Origin of the sequence: Streptomyces sp. NPDC059455 (genome assembly GCF_042750115.1) — a bacterium.
Taxonomy (GTDB): Bacteria; Actinomycetota; Actinomycetes; order Streptomycetales; family Streptomycetaceae; genus Streptomyces; species Streptomyces endocoffeicus.
On sequence record NZ_JBHYVB010000254.1, the window covers coordinates 10,876 to 14,510 of the forward strand.

3 protein-coding genes and 2 pseudogenes are annotated in these 3,635 nt (G+C 67.2%); 3 read left to right on the forward strand and 2 right to left on the reverse strand.

What is annotated here, in order from left to right; all coding sequences use genetic code 11:
- Positions 1-124 precede the first annotated feature (124 nt).
- Positions 125-238 (reverse strand): annotated as a pseudogene (locus ACFXB5_RS47505) (AAA family ATPase); the annotation flags it as partial.
- Between ACFXB5_RS47505 and ACFXB5_RS47510 the strand changes: the two are divergent.
- A pseudogene (locus tag ACFXB5_RS47510) lies at positions 239-493 on the forward strand (transposase); the annotation flags it as partial. It lies immediately after the preceding pseudogene.
- Here ACFXB5_RS47510 and ACFXB5_RS47515 read toward each other — a convergent pair.
- Positions 403-621, reverse strand: a complete 219-nt coding sequence (locus ACFXB5_RS47515) for a hypothetical protein (RefSeq protein ID WP_385220655.1) — start codon at positions 619-621, stop codon at positions 403-405. The pseudogene ACFXB5_RS47510 and the gene ACFXB5_RS47515 overlap by 91 nt on opposite strands.
- 264 nt (positions 622-885) lie before the next feature.
- Between ACFXB5_RS47515 and ACFXB5_RS47520 the strand changes: the two genes are divergently transcribed.
- Together ACFXB5_RS47520 and katG are read left to right on the forward strand one after the other, a co-directional pair.
- Entirely contained in the window at positions 886-1,620 is a 735-nt protein-coding gene (locus ACFXB5_RS47520; RefSeq protein ID WP_385220658.1) for an MIP/aquaporin family protein, read from the forward strand.
- 318 nt (positions 1,621-1,938) lie between these two features.
- On the forward strand, positions 1,939-3,635 hold a 1,697-nt coding region (gene katG / locus ACFXB5_RS47525), incomplete at its 3' end, for a catalase/peroxidase HPI (RefSeq protein WP_385220661.1).

A 3,635-nucleotide genomic window follows, 5' to 3' on the forward strand; every position in this document is an offset into this window, starting at 1 on the left:
GCCGGTGCTTTTCTCCCGCCGGGCGCCGCCCCCCCACGGCGCAAAACTAATCGTCAGTCCAAACCAGTCTCTGATGGATCGCCCCCCTCGGGTGGGCGAGCCATCGAGCAGGAAGCCACAGTCGTCAGCCGGCCTTGGCGGGTTCCTCGGCTCGGGCTCGTGTGCCGGCGAGCCGGTAGGAGTCGGTGCCGGTCTCGATGATGGTGCCGTTGAAGGTGAGGCGGTCGACGATGGCCGCTGGGCCGACCGCGCCTATGCGGGCAAGCTCGTGACCTGGGCCAAACGGCACCTCAACCTCACGATCAAGACCGTCAGCCACCCCAAGGACACCTCCGGATTCGTCGTCCTGCCCCGCAGGTGGGTCGTGGAGAGGTCGCTGGCCTGGATCATGCACGCCCGCCGTCACGCCCGGGACTGGGAACGACTCGTCCAGCACTCCGAGAGCCTGATCACCTGGGCCGCAATCACGCTTATGACCAGGCGCATCACCCGAAAGCCGTACGCCGCGGAGCCCTGGGCGAGGTGGGCCACCGGGGCCCCGGTGGCCAGGGTGCCGTCCAGCTGCCTGCACTCGGCGGTGGTGGGCGTCGCGTAGTCCCGCCAGCCCTGAAGGTGCAGCACCAGCTGCCCCTTCTCCAGCACCGCTTCGCCCGGCGCAGGGGGCCGAAGGGAGCTGATGCGGTTCCTCGTCGATTGCCGGGCCTCTTGTGACGTGATCCGTTGCCGGCCCTCCGCCCGGCGGGAAACGATGTCAGTGTTTCGTAAGAGCTCGACCGATGAGAGATCTGCCAATCCCCCCTAGGGTGTTGGTCGGAACCGCTGGTTCAACGTTGCGGGCCGCCACAAGTCCTTTTGTGTCGTCTGTGAGCTGCGGAACCGGAACCCATGACCACTCAACACCCGAAAGGGATAGCTTTGCGTAAACCGTTAGCTGAATTCATCGGCGCGTTATTCCTGGTTTTCACCATCACCGCGACAGTACTGTCCAATGCGGCCCTCGCGCCCTTGGCGATTGGCGCGTCCCTCATGGTGATGGTGTATGCCGGAGGCCATGTCTCGGGTGCTCACTTCAACCCGGCTGTCACGCTCGGCGTCTTCGTGAGAGGCCGCATCAAGGGGGGTGAGGCCATGGCTTACGTGGTGGCACAGGTGGCGGGCGGACTAGTGGGAGGACTGATCGGTCGCTGGGTCGTCGATCCGGATGAGGTGACAGCCGTCTCCTTGTCGGGGCGTCAGATCGGAGCAGCTCTCGTAGCGGAAGCACTTTTGACCTTCATGCTGGCCTACGTGGTTCTCAATGTCGCCACCAGCAGCGACCACCCGCAGAATTCCTTCTACGGCCTGGCCATTGGTTTTACCGTCCTCGCAGGTGCGGTGGCAGTGGGGGGCATATCAGGAGGGGTCTTCAACCCGGCTGTTGCCGTGGGCGGTTCTGTGGCCGGATTGTTCTCCTGGTCGTCGCTGTGGGTATATCTCATAGCTCAAGGTGTCGGCGGTGCACTCGCGGGCTTCGTTTTTCTCGCGCTGAACCCTGATGAGCGCGAGACGCCACGGGCAGAGCCGGACACGGCGGTGCGTGACGTCGATGCGCCGGGCACAGGAGCCCGCGCTCGGACCTGACTTCTCACCACCTCCGAGCGGAGATCGCTCCGCTGGTGCCCTCGAGGCCCCCCACGCGCCCGGGGCTCGTGGGGGAACGGCGAAGACCCGACAGGGACAGTACTGGTCCCCGCCAGCCGCTTCTACCAGCGAGCGCCGGTCTCCACGACACGCTCGTGAAGAACAGTCCTCCGCCTGCGTCACCGGACGGTGTTCGACGGCCACTGAGCAACGAAGCGCGGGGCGAGGTCACCTGCCGGACTCCGTTCTGCCCGTTTCTCGTGATGCGTGAGCAAGTACCTGACCCATCTCTTTGGTCCACTCTCCAGAAGGATCGCCATGTCCGAGAACCACGATGCCATCGTGACCGACGCGAAGACCGAGGAGTCGGGCGGCTGCCCGGTCGCCCACGGTCGCGCCGCGCACCCCACCCAGGGTGGCGGCAACCGTCAGTGGTGGCCGGAACGGCTCAACCTGAAGATCCTCGCCAAGGACCCCGTGGTCGCCAGCCCGCTCGGTGCGGAGTTCGACTACGCGCAGGCGTTCGCCGGCCTCGACCTGGCGGCCGTGAAGCGGGACATCGCCGAGGTGCTGACCACCTCGCAGGACTGGTGGCCCGCGGACTTCGGCAACTACGGCCCGCTGATGATCCGTATGGCCTGGCACAGCGCCGGCACCTACCGCATCAGCGACGGCCGCGGTGGTGGCGGCCGTGGTCAGCAGCGCTTCGCCCCTCTGAATAGCTGGCCGGACAACGGCAACCTCGACAAGGCCCGCCGTCTGCTGTGGCCGGTCAAGAAGAAGTACGGCCAGTCCATCTCCTGGGCCGACCTCCTCATCCTCACCGGAAACGTCGCCCTGGAGACGATGGGCTTCGAGACGTTCGGCTTCGGCGGCGGCCGCGCCGACGTCTGGGAGGCCGACGAGGACGTGTACTGGGGTCCCGAGACCACCTGGCTCGACGATCAGCGCTACACCGGCGACCGTGAGCTGGAGAACCCGCTCGGCGCCGTCCAGATGGGTCTGATCTACGTCAACCCCGAGGGCCCGAACGGCAACCCGGACCCGATCGCCGCGGCCCGCGACATCCGCGAGACGTTCCGCCGCATGGCGATGAACGACGAGGAGACCGTCGCCCTGATCGCCGGTGGTCACACCTTCGGCAAGACCCACGGCGCCGGCCCCGCCGACGCCGTCGGCAACGACCCCGAGGCCGCCTCGATGGAGCAGCAGGGCCTGGGCTGGAAGTCGACCTACGGCACCGGCAAGGGCGGTGACGCGATCACCAGTGGTCTGGAGGTCACCTGGACCACCAAGCCCACTCAGTGGAGCAACGACTTCTTCGACATCCTCTTCGGCTACGAGTGGGAGCTGACCCAGTCCCCGGCCGGCGCCAACCAGTGGGTGGCCAAGGACGCGCAGGAGATCATCCCCGACGCGCACGACCCGTCGAAGAAGCGTCTGCCCACGATGCTCACGACGGACCTCTCGCTGCGCTTCGACCCGATCTACGGCCCGATCTCGAAGCGCTTCCACGAGAACCCGGCCGAGTTCGGGGACGCCTTCGCCCGCGCCTGGTACAAGCTCACCCACCGTGACCTGGGACCGAAGTCCCTGTATCTCGGCCCGGAGGTCCCGGCGGAGACCCTGCTGTGGCAGGACCCGCTGCCCGAGGCCCAGGGCGAGGCCATCGACGCCGAGGACGTCGCGGTCCTCAAGACCAAGCTCCTCGAGTCCGGCTTGTCCGTCGCGCAACTGGTGTCCACCGCGTGGGCTTCGGCGTCCACCTTCCGCGGCAGCGACAAGCGCGGCGGAGCGAACGGCGCCCGTATCCGCCTTCAGCCGCAGCGCGGCTGGGAGGTCAACGACCCGGACGAGCTCGCCCAGGTCCTGCGCACCCTGGAGAACATCCAGGGCGAGTTCAACTCGGGCGCCAAGAAGGTCTCCCTGGCCGACCTGATCGTCCTCGGCGGCTCCGCCGCCGTGGTTATAATCCCCCACCTAGGCCGGTTCCCCGGAGGGGGTGCCCTAACCCC

Bases quoted from the DNA above. Each gene is read 5' to 3' on its own strand.
- ACFXB5_RS47520 (WP_385220658.1), top strand. From the start codon at position 886: ATGACCACTCAACACCCGAAAGGGATAGCTTTGCGTAAACCGTTAGCT.